Annotated in this window: 17 protein-coding genes, 1 tRNA gene and 1 pseudogene; 10 read left to right on the top strand and 9 right to left on the bottom strand. The window is 69.3% G+C overall.

The window, feature by feature from the left end; all coding sequences use genetic code 11:
• Nucleotides 1-40 precede the first annotated feature (40 nt).
• Nucleotides 41-928, bottom strand: a complete 888-nt coding sequence (locus J7656_RS10965) for an HpcH/HpaI aldolase/citrate lyase family protein (RefSeq protein ID WP_017342837.1) — start codon at nucleotides 926-928, stop codon at nucleotides 41-43.
• Nucleotides 929-1,533: 605 nt separating this feature from the next.
• On the bottom strand, nucleotides 1,534-2,490 hold the full coding sequence (locus J7656_RS10960; protein WP_017342838.1) for a cell division protein CdpA domain-containing protein: 957 nt from the start codon (nucleotides 2,488-2,490) through the stop codon (nucleotides 1,534-1,536).
• Between the two features lie 146 nt (nucleotides 2,491-2,636).
• On the opposite strand from J7656_RS10960, the gene J7656_RS10955 reads away from it, so the two are divergent.
• The 5 genes from J7656_RS10955 to J7656_RS10935 are packed head-to-tail and all read left to right on the top strand — an operon-like array spanning nucleotide 2,637 to nucleotide 5,650.
• Nucleotides 2,637-2,813 (top strand): hypothetical protein, encoded by a 177-nt coding sequence (locus J7656_RS10955; RefSeq protein WP_004596155.1) that lies wholly within the window; start codon nucleotides 2,637-2,639, stop codon nucleotides 2,811-2,813.
• A gap of 39 nt (nucleotides 2,814-2,852) precedes the next feature.
• Nucleotides 2,853-3,650, top strand: a complete 798-nt coding sequence (locus tag J7656_RS10950) for a hypothetical protein (RefSeq protein WP_211553281.1) — start codon at nucleotides 2,853-2,855, stop codon at nucleotides 3,648-3,650.
• A gap of 18 nt (nucleotides 3,651-3,668) precedes the next feature.
• Nucleotides 3,669-3,992 carry a hypothetical protein gene (locus tag J7656_RS10945; RefSeq protein WP_017342840.1) on the top strand — a complete coding sequence of 108 codons (324 nt, stop codon included), beginning with the start codon at nucleotides 3,669-3,671 and terminating at the stop codon, nucleotides 3,990-3,992.
• 24 nt (nucleotides 3,993-4,016) lie between these two features.
• Nucleotides 4,017-4,538, top strand: coding sequence for a nucleoside deaminase (locus tag J7656_RS10940; protein ID WP_017342841.1), 522 nt, complete (start codon nucleotides 4,017-4,019; stop codon nucleotides 4,536-4,538).
• Entirely contained in the window at nucleotides 4,535-5,650 is a 1,116-nt protein-coding gene (locus J7656_RS10935; RefSeq protein WP_211553280.1) for a carbohydrate kinase family protein, read from the top strand. Before J7656_RS10940 ends, J7656_RS10935 begins: the two co-directional genes overlap by 4 nt.
• 21 nt (nucleotides 5,651-5,671) lie before the next feature.
• Here J7656_RS10935 and J7656_RS10930 read toward each other — a convergent pair.
• A pseudogene (locus tag J7656_RS10930) lies at nucleotides 5,672-6,498 on the bottom strand (BtpA/SgcQ family protein).
• Between the two features lie 76 nt (nucleotides 6,499-6,574).
• Here J7656_RS10930 and J7656_RS10925 point away from each other — a divergent pair.
• The 3 genes from J7656_RS10925 to J7656_RS10915 all read left to right on the top strand — a co-directional run bounded on the left by J7656_RS10925 (nucleotide 6,575) and on the right by J7656_RS10915 (nucleotide 8,013).
• Nucleotides 6,575-7,039: a DUF7124 domain-containing protein gene (locus J7656_RS10925; RefSeq protein ID WP_017342844.1), complete on the top strand. Its 465-nt coding sequence runs from the start codon at nucleotides 6,575-6,577 to the stop codon at nucleotides 7,037-7,039.
• 77 nt (nucleotides 7,040-7,116) lie between these two features.
• Nucleotides 7,117-7,464: a 4a-hydroxytetrahydrobiopterin dehydratase gene (locus J7656_RS10920; protein ID WP_017342845.1), complete on the top strand. Its 348-nt coding sequence runs from the start codon at nucleotides 7,117-7,119 to the stop codon at nucleotides 7,462-7,464.
• Nucleotides 7,465-7,530: 66 nt separating this feature from the next.
• A complete protein-coding gene (locus J7656_RS10915) occupies nucleotides 7,531-8,013 on the top strand; it encodes a hypothetical protein (protein WP_211553279.1) in 483 nt (160 codons plus the stop codon).
• A 22-nt stretch (nucleotides 8,014-8,035) separates the two neighbouring features.
• Here J7656_RS10915 and J7656_RS10910 read toward each other — a convergent pair whose 3' ends face one another.
• The 4 genes from J7656_RS10910 to J7656_RS10895 form a co-directional block, all read right to left on the bottom strand.
• A complete protein-coding gene (locus tag J7656_RS10910; protein WP_017342847.1) occupies nucleotides 8,036-8,950 on the bottom strand; it encodes a hypothetical protein in 915 nt (304 codons plus the stop codon).
• Nucleotides 8,947-9,255: a DUF5827 family protein gene (locus J7656_RS10905; RefSeq protein ID WP_017342848.1), complete on the bottom strand. Its 309-nt coding sequence runs from the start codon at nucleotides 9,253-9,255 to the stop codon at nucleotides 8,947-8,949. The genes J7656_RS10910 and J7656_RS10905 overlap by 4 nt, the downstream gene beginning before the upstream one ends.
• Before the next feature lie 602 nt (nucleotides 9,256-9,857).
• Nucleotides 9,858-10,457 (bottom strand): superoxide dismutase, encoded by a 600-nt coding sequence (gene sod / locus J7656_RS10900; protein ID WP_017342849.1) that lies wholly within the window; start codon nucleotides 10,455-10,457, stop codon nucleotides 9,858-9,860.
• 521 nt (nucleotides 10,458-10,978) lie between these two features.
• Nucleotides 10,979-11,062 (bottom strand) — tRNA-Ser (locus J7656_RS10895).
• A gap of 97 nt (nucleotides 11,063-11,159) precedes the next feature.
• Here J7656_RS10895 and J7656_RS10890 point away from each other — a divergent pair.
• Nucleotides 11,160-12,386 carry a type I restriction enzyme HsdR N-terminal domain-containing protein gene (locus J7656_RS10890; protein WP_017342850.1) on the top strand — a complete coding sequence of 409 codons (1,227 nt, stop codon included), beginning with the start codon at nucleotides 11,160-11,162 and terminating at the stop codon, nucleotides 12,384-12,386.
• Between the two features lie 44 nt (nucleotides 12,387-12,430).
• On the opposite strand, the gene J7656_RS10885 is transcribed toward J7656_RS10890, so the two are convergent.
• Both J7656_RS10885 and idi read right to left on the bottom strand, forming a co-directional pair.
• The gene (locus J7656_RS10885) at nucleotides 12,431-13,186 is read right to left on the bottom strand and encodes a DUF2064 domain-containing protein (protein WP_017342851.1); all 756 of its coding nucleotides are present in this window, start codon (nucleotides 13,184-13,186) and stop codon (nucleotides 12,431-12,433) included.
• Between the two features lie 99 nt (nucleotides 13,187-13,285).
• The gene (gene idi / locus J7656_RS10880) at nucleotides 13,286-13,900 is read right to left on the bottom strand and encodes an isopentenyl-diphosphate Delta-isomerase (protein ID WP_017342852.1); all 615 of its coding nucleotides are present in this window, start codon (nucleotides 13,898-13,900) and stop codon (nucleotides 13,286-13,288) included.
• Between the two features lie 106 nt (nucleotides 13,901-14,006).
• On the opposite strand from idi, the gene J7656_RS10875 reads away from it, so the two are divergent.
• The gene (locus J7656_RS10875) at nucleotides 14,007-15,458 is read left to right on the top strand and encodes an ATP-binding protein (protein WP_017342853.1); all 1,452 of its coding nucleotides are present in this window, start codon (nucleotides 14,007-14,009) and stop codon (nucleotides 15,456-15,458) included.
• Nucleotides 15,459-15,862: the final 404 nt, after the last annotated feature.

Genomic DNA, 15,862 nt, shown 5'->3' with positions numbered 1-15,862 from the left:
GACGGGCGACTCGAAGGCAGCGCGGACGGGCGACCCGGCCTCAGCGGTCGCCGTCGGGCGCCCGGTCGAGGATCCGCTCCGCCTGCGCGATCAACGGGGCGTCGATCATCTCGCCGTCGACCTGGAAGACGGCTCGGCCCTCCCGTTCCGCCTCGTCGCGCGCGTCGAGGACGGCCTCGGCCCACTCGACGTCCTCGGGATCCGGCGTGAACGCCTCGGTGATCGGCGCCACCTGCGCCGGGTGGATCGCGAGCTTCCCGTCGTAGCCGAGCCGCCGCGCGAACGCCGCGTCCTCGCGGAGCCCCGCCTCGTCGGAGAAGTCCGTGTACACCGTGTCGATCGCGTCGACGTCGGCCGCGCTCGCCGCGAGGACGACGTGTTCGCGGGCGTACAGCACCTCCGTCCCCTCCTCGGTCCGGGTCGCGCCCACGTCGGCCGCGAGGTCCTCCGCGCCGAACACGAGCGCGTCGGTCGCGTCCGCGGCCGCGATCGACTGCGCAGAGAGCACTCCCGCCGCGGTCTCGACGAGCGCGAAGACCGCGAGGTCGCGCCCGCGCTCGACGCAGAGGTCGGCGACGCGTTCGACCCGATCCGCGGCCTCGACCTTCGGGAGCATCACGGCGTCGAGGCGGACGTCGTCGGTCCCGTCGCCGGTTCCGTCACCGGTCCCGTCCTCGCTACCTCCCCCCAGCACGCCGTCGAGGTCGGACGCGGGCGCCTCGGCGGTCAGCCGCACGCAGACCTCCGCGTCGGGGTCGAACGAGGGGTCCGCGAGGACCTCGCCGACGGCCGCCCTCGCCTCGTCCTTCCGGCCGGGGGCGACGGCGTCTTCGAGGTCGAAGCAGATCACGTCGGCGCCGGCGCCGGGCGCCTTCCGCATGAGATCGGGGCTGTCGCCGGGCGAGAACAGCAGGCTTCGTCTGGCCATGTCGAGGCCTCCCCGCCGTCGGATATAAATCGTGGGCGTCAGGGGTGGATCGTTTATAAATAAACGAGGTGATGCGGTGGCGCGTGCCTGCGAGCGGCCGCCCTCGGCGGCCGCGAGGCAGCACGCGCGAGGGAGTCGCGACCGGAGCGAAGCGGAGGGAGCGACGAGGCTGGGGAGGCGTGAGGTGCGGTGCTGAGTGGGGCGGGACTCAAAGGGGCAGTCGCGAGGAGCGCGGAGGCGTTCACGAGAGCGGAGCTCTCGTGAGCCAATCAGAACGCGAAGCGTTCTGATGACGACGTAAGGACCGCAGGGAACGAGCGGAGCGAGTGACCGAGGACCGCAGCGAGCGTCCGCGCTCCTCGCGGCTGGGGCTTTGGCGGTGTTCGTCGCCGATCTACAGTCGGTTATTTATAAACGACCTTCTGGGAGTTTGGCGGTGTCTACCGCCGATCTATAGTCGCTTATTTATAAGTGAGCGGCTGGGGCTTTGGCGGTGTTCGTCACCGATCCGCTATCAGTCATTTATAAGCGACCTTCTGGGAGTTCACCGATGTTCTCCGCCGAGCCATCTCCTTATAAATAACACCGAACGCGATTCGTCCGATTCAGCCGAACAGTCCCTTGATCCTGTCGACGACCGAACCGTCCTCCTCGGCCTCCGCCTCGGCCTCCTTCCGCTGCTGCTCGCGCAGCTCGCGGAGCTTCGCGGCCTGGTCGTCGGTCCCCTCGCCGCTGTCGGTCTTCACGTCCCCGCCCTGGAGCCCCTTCAACTCGGAGACCGCGTCGTTGACCGTGCCGGAGGTCGTCCGGGTCTCGGTCGCCGACCCCGCGAGCTTCTCGGCGTCGACGTCGGCCTCGTCGACCGCGCTCGTGTTCAGCTCCAGCCGGCGCGTCTCGGAGCGCTCGACGCCGCCCCACGTCAGCTCCGCGTCCTCAAGCTCGCGCTCGATGTCCGCGCGAACCGACTCCTCGGTGACCGCCTCGCCGCCGGATCCGGTCGCTTCCGACCCCGACCCGCCACTCGCGTCCGCGGCGCCACCCCCGGTGCCCGCACCGCCCGCCGCGCTACTCACGGCTTCGCCGCCCGCGACGCGCTCGACGCGGTGTGCGACCAAGGCGCCGCCCGTGGCGCCGATGACCGCCACCAGTCCGAGCGCGTAGACGGCGACGATCTGCGCGCTGTAGTCCGTGTTGACGACGACGTTCCAGTTGTGCGGGTACGCCCATGTGAACGCGCCCGTGGCGGCGAGCGTGACCGCGATCCCGGCGCCCGCGAGGTACAGCATCCGGCGGTCGACCGGCAGGAGAACGACGATGCCGAACAGCAGCGCGGGGAGCCCCACGGCGCCCGCGACCGCGGCGACCTCGCGGACCGCGAACGTCGAGGCCGCGGTCGGGTCGAGCGTCGCGCTGTAGAGGAACACGACGACCCCGATCACCCCGAGCGCGATGCCGGCGGAGAACAGCCCGAAGCCGGCGTACACGTCGATCGTTCGGTCCGGGTCGCCGACGTAGCGACGGTAGTACTCGATGAGGACGTTCTCGGCGTCCGCTTCGCTCATATCCGAACGTTTCCGCCGAGTGTAATGACTGTTACCCCCGGCGGCGCACCGTCCGCCCGCCGCTCCGATCGCGTTCCCGCCCGTCGACGCCCCCACCCGACCCGTGCGTTTTTCACCGCGGGCGACGAGGTTCCACGCGAGAATCCGTGTCGCACGAGTGCCCCCGCTGCGGCGCCGAGCTGTCGTCGCTCTCGCTCGGCGCCGCCACCGCCGTCGCCTGCGACGACTGCGGCTACGCCGACGTCGAGGCCGACCACTCCGGCGAGCCGGAGTTCGCCGAGAGCTGGGCGGACGCGCTCGCGCGCTTCGAGGAGAACCAGTAGCCGCCCGAGCCACAGAACCAGTAGCCCCGGACCCACACTATGCCCACGCTCGACATCACCGACGACCACGCCGACCGGATCGAAGCGCTCCGCGAGGAGCTGGAAGCGGCCCACGCCGGCCCGTACGCCTCCGTCGACCGCGAGGACGCGCTCGCGTACCTGCTCGACCTCGCGGACGCCGTCGACGACCCCGAACGCGTCGCGGCGCCGACGAGCGACGAGGGCGGCGCCGACACCGGCGACGAGAGTGGCGCCGACACCGGCGACGAGAGTGGCGCCGACACCGGCGACGAGCCGACCGACGCCGTGAGCGAAGCGGCGGCGGCCGACGCGGCCCCGTTCGACCGTGACCGCGCCCGCGAACTCCTCTCGGCGCGGAACCGACGGGACGCCGACCCCGACCCGGATGACCCGATGGACCTGTCCGACATCGCCGCCGCCTTCGACGTCACCGGGCGCAGCGAGATGACGAAGGACGAGCTCGTCGACGCGATCCTCGACGCGGCCGAGACCCTCGCCGCCGACCCCTTCGCGCGCGTCGACGTCGACCTCGACGCGGGCGAGGCCGCGGATGAGCCAGTCGAGGACGCCGCTGACGAAAACGACTCGGTCGAGGACGAAGCAAGCGAAGATGACGCCGGTGGAGACAGTACCGGAAGCGACGACGACGGCGGCGCCGGACAGCTGGACGCGATGATGAGCCTCCTCGACACCCACGCCGACAAGTGGCGAGAGGGGGACGGCGACGCGCGGTACGAGGTCGACCTCCCCGACGGGAGCGTCGAGACGGCGCGGACGAAAGACGACGTGCGCGCGCTGCTGTTCAGGAACTACTGACGACGACCACACAGACCCATGGGATTCATCGACGCGGTCCGCGCGTGGCTCTTCGGCGCGGACGAAGCCGACGGCGCGGACGAACCGGGCGACGAGACGGAAGCGAGCGACGCCGACGAGGCCGACGAAACCGCGACCAACGATGACCAACCCGACGGCCTCGACCCCGCGGCCGCCACCGAGACGCGGACCGCGAGCGCCACCGACGACGCGGTCGACGCGCTCCGTGACGTGCGGGAGTCGCAGGGTGTGGGGGATCCGACCGACTCGAACGGAGGGGACTCGAGGCCGCCCGACGACGACCGCCCGAAGTCGTCCGACGACGGCGGTACCAACCGTTAGGTACCCGGAGGCGAACAGGGGGGTATGACAGACGCGGACGCGCCCGGCGACGCCGGCGAGTTTCGGGACCTCGACGATCTCCCCGACGACCCGACCGACCGCGAGTACGTGGAGCGAGCGATCGGGCTCTCGGAGGCGGCCGTCGAGGCAGGCAACACTCCGTTCGGCGCGCTGCTCGTCCTCGACGGCGAGGTCGTCAGCGAGGCGCGCAACGAGACGCGGACCGAGGGCGACGTGGCGGCGCATCCGGAACTGACGCTGGCGCGGTGGGCCGCGCGCGAGCTCGACGCCGACGAGCTGGCGGCGTGTACGATGTACGCCAGCACCGAGCCGTGCCCGATGTGCGCGACCGCGATCCACTACGCGGGGATCGGGCGGGTCGTCTTCGGCGTCGACGGCGAGACGCTCGGCGAGCTCTCCGGCGGCGTGGTGCCGATCCCCCTCGAAGAGGTGATCCGGCGCGCGGACGGCGACACGACCGTCGAGGGCCCGATCGCCGTCGACGCCGCGATGGCGGTCCACGACTCCTTCTTCCGCGAGTCGTGACGCCGGAGTCGGACGCCGGCGACGCCGCGGAGGGGGGTTCGCCGGCGATTCTCTCGGTCGGCGCCGCTGCCATCGACGAGTGGTACGCGGTCAGCAACCTCCCAGAGCCGGACGGCGGCGCGTTCGCCGGCGAGGTCACGTCCGCGTTCGGCGGCGTCGGCGCCAACGTCGCGGTCGCGCTCGACCGTCTCGGCCGCGACGCCGGCCTCGTCAGCCGCGTCGGCGACGACGAGTACGGGCGGCGCGCGCTGGCGTACCTCGCCGAGACCGGCGTGGACGGGACCCACGTCGCGGTCGGCGACGACCCCCACACGCGGTCGCTCATCCTCTGCGACCCCGACGGGGAGCGCGCCATCGTCACCGCGGGCGAGAGCTTCCGCGGCCTCCGGCTCGACGACGACGCGCTCGCGGCGATGGCCGACGCCGACGCCGTCTTCCTCACCGCCTACGCCCCCGACCGCGCGGCGCGGCGGGTGCTCGACCGGGTCGAGTCGCTCCGGAAGGGCGCGGCCGACGCAGGTGGTAGCCCGCCTGCGCTGATCTTCGACCTCTCCGGGTCCGTCGAGGAGCTGATCGGGCGCGGGACGGAACCGGCGACGATCTACCGGTTCCTCCACCGTGCCGACCTGTTCGTCGCCGACGGGGTCGCCGCGCCCGCGTTCTTCGGCTCGGCGGAGGCGGCGGTCGAGCGGATCGCGGACGCGCAGACCGCCCCGACCGACGCCGGCCCCGAGTCGGGATCGGCGTCTCGGTCGCGACGCGGCCCGACGTGGCCCCGCGCGGTCCTCACGCACGGCGCGGACGGAATGACGGCGGTCGCCGGGGGCGAGGTGACCGAGTTCGACGCGTTCGACGTCGAGACGGTCGACACGACCGGGGCCGGCGACGCGTTCACCGCCGGGCTTATCGACCGGTGGATCGCGGGGGAATCGGCGAAAGCGTCCGCGGATTCATCTGCCGCTCGCGACGGCGTCGCCTCCGGCGTCAGGTTCGCCGCCGCGGTCGCCGCGATCAACTGCACGAGCCGGTTCACGCAGCCCGGACTCCCGACGCGGAGCGAGGTCGAATCGTTCCTCGCGGAGCGGGGACTCGGCCCCGACGGGAGCCGGTAGCGAGGAGGGGACTCGGACGGATCAGCGAACCGCGTCGGCGGCAGCGACGAGGTCGGCGACGCGGTCGGCATCGACTGGGGCCGTCGTCTCGCCGCTCTCCTTGAGCGCGGTGCCGACGACCGCGCCGTCCGCGACGCCGAGCAAGTCGGCGACCGTCTCCGGCGTGACGCCGCTGCCGACGAGGACCGGCGTGTCGAGGCCGTGGCGGTCACGCTCGGCGACGACCGATTCGAGGGCGTCGTCGTCGACCGCCTCGCCGGTCCCGGACCCGGAGGCGATGACGGCGTCGGCGAGGCCGCGCTCGGCGGTGTCCGCGAACGACTCGGCGGTGTAGCCCGCCGGCGTCAGCGGCGCCGAGTGTTTCACGTCGGTGTCGGCGAAGACGCCCACGTCGACGCCGAGGCGGTCGCGCAGGCGGAGCGTCTCGTGGGCGCGACCTTGGACGATCCCCTGATCGGTCACGCGGGCGCCGGTGTGGACGTTCACGCGGACGAAGTCGGCACCGACCGCGGCGGCGACCGAGAGGGCGGCCTCGGCGTCGTTCCGGAGGACGTTGATCCCGAGCGGGAGGTCGGTTTCGTCGGCGACCGCAGTCGCTGCGCGGGTGACCGCGGCGACGACGTGGGGCGGAACCTCGTCGGGGTAGAAGGGCGCGTCGCCGAAGTTCTCGATCACGATCCCGTCGACGCCGCCGCGGTCGAGCGCCCGCGCGTCGCTCGCGGCCCGCTCGACCGCCGCGCGCATCGCCTCCCGCCCGTCGTCCGGCGCTCGGGGGCGCCGGGGAGCGGCGGGAGGTGGACCATGCCGAGGAGCGGCGCGGCCGTGCCGAAGGTAGATTCGAACTCCATCGTCGGGGCCGAGGAGGCGCCCGGACAAAAGCCTCCCCACAGCGTTTAGGCCGCGGGTCGCCTCCCGCCGAACGAGATGGGAATCGACGCGACGGACCCCGGTGACGGCGACGTGACGCTCGTCTTCTCGCTCGGCGCCGCGCGGTCGCTCGCCGACCCGGCCGCGGCGTTTGCCGACGCGCGCCGGTGGAGCCGCCACGTCGGTATCGTCGCGAACGAGGCGGAGCAGGTCGCGGCGTTCGCCAGCGACCACGGGGTCGACAACGACTACGAACTCACGAACTGGGACAAGTGGGGAACGCTCGCGGACGTCCGCGAGGAGAGCGCCGCCCCGCGGTACGTGTTCGTCGGCACCACCCGCGCGGACGAGCGCGTCGCGTCCGAGACCGGCTACGAGTTCCTGCGGGTCGACGAGGCCGCCGAGAAGGCGGGCTGGGAGCTCTCGGAGCCGGGCGCGGCGGGGAGCGACGAGGACGGCAGCGACGGACGACTTGCCCGACTGCGGCGGACGGTCCGCGACGCGCTCTCGCGGCTCCGGTGAGTTCCCGGGCTCCGCTCGTCGGGATCGGTGGGGCTCGCCCGCGGAAGGTACAAACCGCTCGTCGCCTAACGTGGGGTATGTCCTCACCGCTCGCGGACGAGCCGGTCGAACCGGCCGGCGACGACGCGGAACCGCTCGACGCCGACGAGTGCGCCGACTACCTCGACGACCTGGGCGACGCCTGGGAGGTCGTCGACGACCACCACCTCGAGGCGAGCTACGAGTTCCCCGACTTCGAGACCGCGCTGGCCTTCACGAACGACGTGGGCGAGCTCGCCGAAGAAGAGTGGCACCACCCGGACATCGCGCTGTCGTGGGGCGAGGTCGGGATCGAGATGTGGAGCCATGAGGTCGGCGGCCTGACGCGCGCCGACTTCGTGATGGCGGCGCGGATGGACCGCCTGTACGCCGACTACGACGAGTGACCGGACGCCCCTCGACCTGAGACATCAACGAACGGCTTTAAACCTCTGCCGGCGAAACGACGGGTAATGAGCGAGAACGTCTTCCTGGTCCCGATCGACCCGGAGAACTTCGACCGAACGGTCCGGTCCGCCGTCGACCTCACCGACTACCCGGACCGGCCCGAGCCCCTCGCGGACCTCGACGAGGCCCGCCTGTGGGCCGTCGACGACGACAGCGGCAACGGGTCGACGTTCGAGAAGATGGCGGCGGGCGACCTCCTGCTGTTCTACGCGGACGACGAGTACGTCGCGACCGGCCGCGTCGGCGAGGCGTTTGCGGACGAGGACCGCTGGGCCAGCGGCACGTTCTGGACCGCGTTCCCGACCACGCGGGTGTACACGGTAACCGACTTCAGCGCCGTCTCCGCGCCCAAGCGCGCCGTCAACCGCATCTTCGACTACTCGTCGTCGTACACGCCCGGATTCATGCGCGTCGCGGACAGCCGGGTGAACGCGGACCTCTCGTCGATCGAGTCCGCGCTGGAACACTACACGAAGCGGAACGCCTGAGCGCGGGCCGCTCGGCGGCTTCTTACGACTCGACCGAACCGACGAGCGCCGCGTACGCCGATTCGTACCGCGACGCGATCCGAGCCGGATCCCCTCGAACCTCGCCGGACAGCGCCGGCAGCGGCTCGGTCGCGAGCGGTTCGATCATCTCCGTCACCGCGTCGACGTGCTCCTCGCGGGCCCCCTCGCGCGGGCTGCCGGCGGCGACCGCCCGGGCCTTCGCGTAGCGGTCGCCGGCGTAGATCCGGGCGCGACCGGGGTCGACGACGGCGACAGCGTCGGGCACGACCGGTCCGTCGCGAGGAAGGGTCCCGGCGACGTCGGCGTACGACTCGACGACTCGCGGGACCGGGGTCCGCGCGACGCGATCCGCGAGACGTTCGATCGCGGGCAGGTGCGCCTCGGCCATCACCTCGTTGAACTCGGGAACGTCGTACACGCGGGTCGCGTCCGCGAGCGGGAGGCGCTCGGCGAGGGCGTCCGGGAGCAGCCCCGCGTCCTCCGCGGCGCCGTTGACGACGAACCGCGTTCCGGACTCGGTCGTCACGCGGTCGCAGAGGAAGGTGCGGTCGGCGTCGCCGAGCATTCCGGTCCGGCCGGGCGTCGGCTTCCAGAGCCGGTGGACGGGGTTGATCGACTCCGGGGTGACTGCCGAGGGCGACGGCGACTCGTCGTCGACCGTCGCCAGCGCGCGGGTGTTCGCGGCCGCGAGGGTGCGCGCGTCCTTCCCGTAGAGCCGGCCCGCGTCCGTCGCGACCCGGTAGTCGTCGTGGTCGAACCAGTAGTCGTTGCCCGCGCGGGGCTTGACAGCGACCGCGTCGCCCGCGCGCTCGGCGAGGTGCGCGACCAGCCCCGCAGAGAAGGTGGTCTTGCCGGCGTCGACGCGCGCGCCGCCGGCGACGAGGTACGTCGGCGGGGCTGAGGACTCCCCGGTCACGCGGACTCGTCGGTGGCGGTTTCCGCGTCTGGTTCCTCATCCGTCGCGAGCCCGTAGTACCCCGGACCGTCCTCGCTCAGCGGCTCGGCGACGACCATCTCCTCGGCATGGACCATCACCCACGGGACCGCCCAGTCGACCAGCACGGCTTCGGTGTCTGGGTCGACCTCGGCGTCCGGCTCCAGCCCTTGAAGGAGGCGACCGATCTCCGGGATCGTGTACATCTGGTCCGGCTCGAACAGCTCCGCGGGCTCGTAGAAGTCGCACGGGTAGGTGGCGTCGAACGCCGACTTCGGTTCGGGCATGCGCGAGCGTACGCGACCGCGTCCGTAAACGCTGCCGATACGGATTCACCGGTGCGGTGGCGCGTGCCTGCGAGGCCGCTTTGCGGCCGAGCAGCACCGCGCGAGGGAGTCAGTCGCCGGAGCGAAGCGACGGCGACTGACGAGGCTGGGGAGGTGAGAGGCGCGGTGCGGAGCGGTGCGGGGTGGGACTCAAAGGGGCAGCCGTGAGGGCGGCGCAGGCGACGTAAGTACCGCAGCGAGTGAGCGAAGCGAACGAGCGAGGAGCGCAACGAGCGTGCGCCGCCCTCCCGGCTGGGGCTTTGGAGGTGTCCTCCGCCGATCCGTAGTCGAGTGTTTAAAAGCGAGTAACTGCGAATTTGAGGGTGTTCTCCGCCGATCCGTAGTCGAATATTTATAAGCGAGCAACTGGAGATTTGGAGCCATTTTCCGTCGATCCGCAATCAGCTGTTTATAAACGAGCAGCTGAGATTCAGTGGAGTTCACCGCTGACTCACCAGCAATCACTTATAAACCAGTCCGCCTGAACGGACCCGTCACTCACCGTGTAGCGTCCTGCAAAAAATGCGGATCTCGACGCGCGTAACGCGCCCTCTCGAACGCGCTTACTCGAACAGCTCGACGGCCTGCTCGTAGCGATCCGACGGCTCCTCCCAGTCGACGACCTCGAAGAAGTTGTCGACGAACTCGCCGCGAGCCGGACCGTAGTCGTGGTAGTAGGAGTGCTCCCAGACGTCCAGCGCGAGGATCGGGTGACCGCCCCAGATCGCACCCTGGTCGTGCTTGTCGACCACGACGTTGCGGAGCTGGTTCGAGAACGTGTCGTACACCAGAAGCGCCCAGCCGCTGGCCGCGGAGGCCGCCGCCTCGAACTCGCCCTTCCAGGCCTCGTACGAGCCGAAGTCCTCTGCGATGCGGTCGGCCAGCTCACCCTCGGGCTCGTCGCCGCCCTCCGGCGACATGTTCTGCCAGAACAGGTCGTGGAGGATGTGGCCCGAGGAGTTGTGGGTCACGTTGCGGATGGCGCCGCCGGACGAAGAGAAGTCGTGGGACTCACGGTTCTCTTCGAGCGTCTCTTCGGCGGAGTTCCAGCCGTTGACGTACCCCTGATGGTGGGTGTCGTGATGCCATTCGAGCACCTGCTCGGAGATGTGGGGTTCCAGCGCGTCGTAATCGTACGGAAGCGGATCGAGTTCGTAGCTCATGCTTGTATCACCTACCACGAACATGTGTCGGAACGGTGTTAAAGATAATGCGGCACGCGATACCACGCGTCACCGGACGCGAGTGTTATCAGGTGTACGCGACCGTTACCGGTCGTGTTGCGGTTCGGGCGTCAGCGCCGACGACGCACGGTGCCGACCGAAATCGACGGACGACGCGATCCAGTAACCATATCTAGTTTCGCGACCGATCGAGATATCTGCCGCTCTCTGCTTCGAATCCGCGCTCGACACGGTGGGACTGGGATTCGAACCACGGTCGCTCCCTTCGGTCGCTCTCTGATTCGAATCCCAGCTACCGCTCTCTGCTCATTAGCGTTCGCGGAGAAGCGGTGGGACTGGGATTCGAAGCCTGCGAGACGGTCGCCCTCGCTGCTCGCGGCTTCGCCGCTCGCTTTCGAGGTGTTCGCGTTGCTCACACCTCGCACCGCTCGGGCGCTGCGACTCGCAGGCTTCGAATCCCGCACAAACCGCGTCCGGCGCGAAGTGCGCCGGACGCGTTACGGTGGGACTGGGATTCGAACCCAGGAAGCCGTGAGGCTACCTGCTTTCAAGGCAGGCGCAATAGGCCGCTCTGCCATCCCACCACACATCACCGCTCGGCGTCGGTCGACTAAGTGGTGTCGGATCGGTGGAAGCCGACTCAGCGGTATTTTAAAAGGCAACGGCATAAATCACACCTCAATGGATCGGAACGAGATCGATGAGTACGTCGACCGATGTCGGGGACTCATCGAAGCATCGCCGCAGATGGACGAGGAGAACACGAAGGTGAAGCTGATCCAGCCCTTCCTCGAACTCCTCGGGTGGGACCTCTACTCGACGGAGGTCGCACTGGAGTACAACGTTCCGATGGCGTCGGGCAGTACGCACGTCGACTACGCCCTCCTCGTCGGCGACTCGCCGGTCGTCTTCGTCGAAGCAAAACCCGTCCGATCGACGCTCTCAGACGACGAAGTCCGCCAGTTACGAAGCTACATGCGGCAAGAGTTGGATGTCGATTGGGGAATTCTGACCAACGGAAAATCATTCGAGGTCCTGACGAAGGATCGCCGCCGTAACGGCGGCGAAGAGATGTCGGTCGTACAGTTCAGCCTCGAAGATCTCAGCGAGCGTCCGGGCGTTCTCGAACTCCTCACGAAAGAGTCGATCCGCTCGGGAAAGTCAGCGGAGATCGCCGAACAAGTCGCGGAAACAAATCGGACGATCCGATATTTAAGCGAGAACGAATCGACGGTCACCGATTCCGTCGCGAGCGCGGTTACCGATGAAGTCGGCGAGTTACCGATCGACCTTCAGGCGCAGTCGAGAGAGTTCGTTCAGGGGCTCGTGTCTTTGTTACGTGAGCAGCGCCAGTTCGTTGGAGAGACAGAAAACGGTCCACCCTCTGGCGACAATCCACCCACGGCTGATGACGACATTCACATCAGTGACGAAACCGGTTCTGCGGATGGTCCCGACAACCGACATCTCGAACCGGTCAAAAATCAGATCGCTGGAACGATCCGCCGCCGAGACATCGACGGAGATCCGGACTCAACGGTGGCGGTATTCCCGACTAGAGAGTCTGGACTTCCATTTTTAAAAGAGAACGAGGCGTGGGGGTTCGTTCGGGTCGGACGCGAGTTCGAATACGTGGCGATGTACGTCACTGGTGACGTTCGACAGGTGAAATATATCGCCGAAGTCGAGCGAGTCGTGTCGCCTGAACAGGCGGATCTGATGCGTGAGCCGTTAGAGTACAAGGATCGGGGCGCAATCGCGGAGGATAAGAAAGTCATCATCTTCAAACCGGGCTCGCTGTACGAACTCGAAGATCCGATCCCCTACGAGACGCGCTATCCGCAGGCGCTGCGGTACACGACCTTAGGGGAGCTCCGGACGGCGGAGACGACTGACGATATGTTGTAATCGGGGTCGGTGTGGCGACTGGTGATCAAACGGTGTGCTGCTTTTTATTCCCGCACCAGCCGCCCCTCGCCGTCCTCGACGACCACGTCCAGCCCCTTCTCGTGGACGAACGCGGCCGTGTAGTCCGGCACGACGCGCTCCGCGGCGAACCGCGCCCGGAGGTTCGGCACCACGTCGAGCAGGTCGTCGCCCGTCTCCAGCGAGGGCGACGGCTCCACGAAGTCGACGGAGCGGTCCGCGTCGCGGCCGCGCTCCGCGAGCGTCGGCAGCGCCGGCGCCTCGAACGCGCCGTCGAAGTCGATCGGCTCGGTGAAGCCGGCGTAGTACGCCCGGCCGTTCGAGGAGGGGCCGAGGACGACCTCGGTCGTCCGGAGCTTCATCGCCGCCGAGTCGACGATCGTCCGCGAGAGCAGCGGCGCGGTCGGGGTGACGACCGCGACCGAGTCGGCGCCCTCCTCGCGCAGCAGGTGCGTGACGGTGTTGCCGGCGCGCGCGCCGAACGAGGAGCCGACCTGCCGCTCGAACCGCACCTCGTCGGTGCCGCCGAGGGTGTCCGCGACGAGCGTCCGCAGTTCGGCCTCCGGGCTCGTCTCGGTCCGATGCTCGGCGGGCAACTGCTCCTCGTCGGGGTAGTTGACGAGGAGCTCGCCGCCCGAGCGCTCGACCGCGAGGACGGCGTCGCGGAACTGCGCCTCGTAGAGGTCGGCCGCCTCGGCGGGCGACAGCGGCGTCGACTCGGCGATCGCGGTTCCGACGAGCCCCTCGCGGGGCGGGTTCGCCAGCAGGGCGACGACGGTCATACCGGATCGCGGCGCGGGAGCGCCTTCAAGTCGCCGCTTCGGTTCGAGAAGAGACCGCGCGCGGACGGGGGCGCCCCGGCCACGGAACGGACCGACCGCTCAGGAGAAGTCGCGCCGCATCGCGATCTCGAACCACGGGCAGAGACGGAGCTGCCGGTACAGCGCGGGGTTCTCGTGGAGGTGGTCGTAGTCGGCCCACAGCATGCCGCCGATCTCGTCGTCGTCCGGGTCGAGCGAGGTGTCGTCGAGGGTCACCTTCAGCACCGCGCACACCTCCCACTCGACGCCCTCGTTGGGGTAGTAGCGCTTGTACTCGAACTTGTCCGTCACGCGGAGGTCGTCGTACTGGTCGGGCGAGATGCCGAGCTCCTCCTCGAGGCGCTGCTCGGTTGCCTCCTCCTGGGACTGCCCCTCGACGGGGTGGGAGGCGACCGTGCCGTCCCAGTGGCCGTCCCAGAGGCGCTTGTTCGGCGCGCGCTGTGCGAGCAGGATCCGGCCGTCGGTGTCGAAGACGAGGCAGGTGAACGCGCGGTGGCGGATCCCGTCGCCGGTGTGCGCGTCGAGCCGGTTCACCGTGCCCTGCGCGACGTCGTCGGGGTCGACGGCGATGACGTCCTGAAGCGCGTTCTCGTGGTCGGTGTCGCTCGTGTCGCCCGTCTCGCTCGCGCCGTCGCCGACGGGGTCTCCCGGCGCGGCCGCGTCTTCGGAACTCATGCGCGGTACGTCGCGGACCAGCGCTAATAAGGATTCGATACGGCGTCCGCCCGCGCCCGCCGGCGCTTCGACGCTCTTAACCGCGTCCCGGCGCTACTTCGCGCGGATGAGTGACCCGGCGCTCGACGTCGTCGAGTTCGTGTTGACGACGCACTTCTACACGCAGGACCGCGACCTCGACGAGAACGACCTGCCTCCGCGCTTCCGGCAGGTGTTCTGGTCGGCCGACGCCGCCGACGACGCCCCCGGCGGCGTGGAGCGACCGCTGAAGGCGACCGACGAGACCACCCGCACCGCCACGGGCGTCGAGCGGCCGTGGGACGCGGTCTCCGACCTCCTCTTCACCCAACGCACGGAGTTCTCCGGCGAGATCTCCCTGACCCAGCCCGCGATGGGACTGGAGTGGTACCGCGACCACGCGGACGACGACCGGCTCGCCGGGAACCCGACGCTCGTCGCCGCGATGGAGGCGGCCGAGGACCTGACGGCGCCGGTGACCCGCGAGGAGGCCAGAGACGACGTGCGGCCGGTCCAGGCCGACCGCGTCTGGATCGACGCGCTGCTCTCCGAGTACTTCGACGAGGACGAGGACGGGGAGATGCTCGACCTCGTCAACGTCCGCGCGCCCGAGGAGATCGAGACGACGCTGGCCGACCTCGTGTTGACCGGCGATCAGGAGGGTGAGATCCAGAAGATCGTCAAGGCGATCGAACACCGCGAGTACCTCGCGGAGATCGGCCTCCGCGAGATCGGGAAGCTGCTGTTCGTCGGCCCGCCGGGCACCGGGAAGACGACCGTGTCGCGCGCGCTCGCCCACGAGCTCGGGCTCCCGTTCGTCGAGGTGAAGCTCTCGATGATCACGAGCCAGTACCTCGGCGAGACGTCGAAGAACGTCGAGAAGAGCTTCGAGGTCGCCAAGCGGCTCTCCCCCTGTATCCTCTTCATCGACGAGTTCGACTCGGTGGCGAAGACCCGCCGCTCGGACGAGCACGCCGCCCTGAAGCGCGCGGTCAACACCCTGCTGAAGTCGATCGACGAGGTGTCGCTCGTGCGCGACGAGGTGCTCCTCATCGGTGCGACGAACCACCCGGACCAGCTCGACGCCGCCGCGTGGCGCCGGTTCGACGAGATCGTCAACTTCCCCAAGCCGGACCGCGACATGCGCGCGGACATCCTCCGCGTCGTGACCAAGGAGATGAAGATCGCCGACTTCGACCCCGAGGAGGTCGCCGACCGGACCAGCGGGCTCACCGGCTCCGACCTCCGGATGGTGCTCCGCGAGGCCGTCCTCGGCGCGCTCACCGAGGACCGGATGACGATCACGCAGGCCGACGTGATGGAGGCCGTCGAGGACTTCGAGGAACGCGACAACCTGAAGAACATGGACATGATCGACGGGGAAGGCGCCGAGGTCCTCGGCGAAACGGGGTCGAACGACGCCCACGACCACGGCGATCACGATCATAGCGACCACGACCACGGCGGGGAGGGTGGCCACGACGAGGACTCTCCGGACCCGACCCGCGGCGCCGAGCCACAGGGGCGGACACAGGACTGAGGCAAACGACCGGATTCATCGACATCGATCGACGCGAACACCGCCGAAGCCCCAGCCGCTCGGCAATACATCTCCATTTATAAAAGGCCGATCGACACGAACACCGCCGAAGCCCCAACCGCGAGGCAATACATCTCTATTTATAAGGGGCCGATCGACACGAACACCGCCGAAGCCCCAGCCGCGAGGCAATACATCTCTATTTATAAGGGGCCGATCGACACGAACACCGCCGAAGCCCCAGCCGCGAGGCGGGCGTACACTCGCTGCGGTCCTCGTCACTCGCTCCGCTCGTTCCTGCGGTCCTTGCGTCGTCTACGCCCGCCTCGCGGCTGCCCCTTCGGATCCCACCCCGCACCGCTCCGCCCAGCACCTCACGCCTCCCCAGCCTCGTCAGTCGCCTC

Origin of the sequence: Halorubrum ruber (assembly GCF_018228765.1) — an archaeon.
In the GTDB taxonomy this organism is placed as follows: domain Archaea; phylum Halobacteriota; class Halobacteria; order Halobacteriales; family Haloferacaceae; genus Halorubrum; species Halorubrum ruber.
The sequence above is the reverse complement of the archived record's forward strand: the minus strand, read 5'-3'. Positions and strand labels throughout refer to the sequence as shown.

Excerpts from the sequence above, each read along its gene's own strand:
- sod (WP_017342849.1), bottom strand. The coding sequence starts at position 10,457 with ATGAGCTACGAACTCGATCCGCTTCCGTACGATTACGACGCGCTGGAA.
- idi (WP_017342852.1), bottom strand. The coding sequence starts at position 13,900 with ATGAGTTCCGAAGACGCGGCCGCGCCGGGAGACCCCGTCGGCGACGGC.
- J7656_RS10885 (WP_017342851.1), bottom strand. The coding sequence starts at position 13,186 with ATGACCGTCGTCGCCCTGCTGGCGAACCCGCCCCGCGAGGGGCTCGTC.
- J7656_RS10950 (WP_211553281.1), top strand. The coding sequence starts at position 2,853 with ATGCCCACGCTCGACATCACCGACGACCACGCCGACCGGATCGAAGCG.
- J7656_RS10945 (WP_017342840.1), top strand. The coding sequence starts at position 3,669 with ATGGGATTCATCGACGCGGTCCGCGCGTGGCTCTTCGGCGCGGACGAA.
- J7656_RS10965 (WP_017342837.1), bottom strand. The coding sequence starts at position 928 with ATGGCCAGACGAAGCCTGCTGTTCTCGCCCGGCGACAGCCCCGATCTC.
- J7656_RS10940 (WP_017342841.1), top strand. The coding sequence starts at position 4,017 with ATGACAGACGCGGACGCGCCCGGCGACGCCGGCGAGTTTCGGGACCTC.
- J7656_RS10905 (WP_017342848.1), bottom strand. The coding sequence starts at position 9,255 with ATGCCCGAACCGAAGTCGGCGTTCGACGCCACCTACCCGTGCGACTTC.
- J7656_RS10925 (WP_017342844.1), top strand. The coding sequence starts at position 6,575 with ATGGGAATCGACGCGACGGACCCCGGTGACGGCGACGTGACGCTCGTC.
- J7656_RS10960 (WP_017342838.1), bottom strand. The coding sequence starts at position 2,490 with ATGAGCGAAGCGGACGCCGAGAACGTCCTCATCGAGTACTACCGTCGC.
- J7656_RS10920 (WP_017342845.1), top strand. The coding sequence starts at position 7,117 with ATGTCCTCACCGCTCGCGGACGAGCCGGTCGAACCGGCCGGCGACGAC.
- J7656_RS10915 (WP_211553279.1), top strand. The coding sequence starts at position 7,531 with ATGAGCGAGAACGTCTTCCTGGTCCCGATCGACCCGGAGAACTTCGAC.
- J7656_RS10890 (WP_017342850.1), top strand. The coding sequence starts at position 11,160 with ATGGATCGGAACGAGATCGATGAGTACGTCGACCGATGTCGGGGACTC.
- J7656_RS10875 (WP_017342853.1), top strand. The coding sequence starts at position 14,007 with ATGAGTGACCCGGCGCTCGACGTCGTCGAGTTCGTGTTGACGACGCAC.